Below are 1,263 nucleotides of genomic sequence, written 5' to 3'. Positions count from 1 at the left end.
GCATTACTGCACTTCCACACCCAGCCTATCAACGTCCTGGTCTCGAACGACCCTTCAAGGAGCTCAAGGCTCCGGGAAATCTCATCTCAAGGCAAGTTTCCCGCTTAGATGCTTTCAGCGGTTATCTCTTCCGAACTTAGCTACCCGGCAATGCCACTGGCGTGACAACCGGTACACCAGAGGTTCGTCCACTCCGGTCCTCTCGTACTAGGAGCAGCCCCCTTCAAATTTCCAACGCCCACGGCAGATAGGGACCAAACTGTCTCACGACGTTTTAAACCCAGCTCACGTACCACTTTAAATGGCGAACAGCCATACCCTTGGGACCGGCTACAGCCCCAGGATGTGATGAGCCGACATCGAGGTGCCAAACTCCCCCGTCGATATGAACTCTTGGGAGGAATCAGCCTGTTATCCCCAGAGTACCTTTTATCCGTTGAGCGATGGCCCTTCCATACAGAACCACCGGATCACTATGTCCTACTTTCGTACCTGCTCGACTTGTCGGTCTCGCAGTTAAGCACGCTTATGCCATTGCACTATTAGCACGATGTCCGACCGTACCTAGCGTACCTTCGAACTCCTCCGTTACACTTTAGGAGGAGACCGCCCCAGTCAAACTGCCTACCATGCACTGTCCCCGATCCGGATAACGGACCAAGGTTAGAACCTCAAACAAACCAGGGTGGTATTTCAAGGATGGCTCCACGAGAACTGGCGTCCCCGCTTCAAAGCCTCCCACCTATCCTACACAGATTGGTTCAAAGTCCAATGCAAAGCTACAGTAAAGGTTCATGGGGTCTTTCCGTCTAGCCGCGGGTAGATTGCATCATCACAAACATTTCAACTTCGCTGAGTCTCGGGAGGAGACAGTGTGGCCATCGTTACGCCATTCGTGCAGGTCGGAACTTACCCGACAAGGAATTTCGCTACCTTAGGACCGTTATAGTTACGGCCGCCGTTTACTGGGACTTCAATCAAGAGCTTGCACCCCATCATTTAATCTTCCAGCACCGGGCAGGCGTCACACCCTATACGTCCACTTTCGTGTTTGCAGAGTGCTGTGTTTTTATTAAACAGTCGCAGCCACCAGTTTATTGCAACCCTTTCGCCCTTCCACAGTAAAGTGGTCAAGCTACCGGGGCGTACCTTTTCCCGAAGTTACGGTACCAATTTGCCGAGTTCCTTCTCCCGAGTTCTCTCAAGCGCCTTAGAATACTCATCTCGCCCACCTGTGTCGGTTTGCGGTACGGTCTCGTATGA

Annotated in this window: 1 rRNA gene; it reads right to left on the bottom strand. The window is 52.4% G+C overall.

Annotation, left to right across the window (positions count from 1 at the left end):
* Positions 1 to 1,263, bottom strand: a 23S ribosomal RNA gene (locus ACFPOU_RS23655); the annotation flags it as partial.

The organism is Massilia jejuensis (assembly GCF_042656795.1).
Taxonomy (GTDB): Bacteria; Pseudomonadota; Gammaproteobacteria; order Burkholderiales; family Burkholderiaceae_D; genus Telluria; species Telluria jejuensis.
This window is presented reverse-complemented; position numbering and strand designations above follow the sequence as displayed.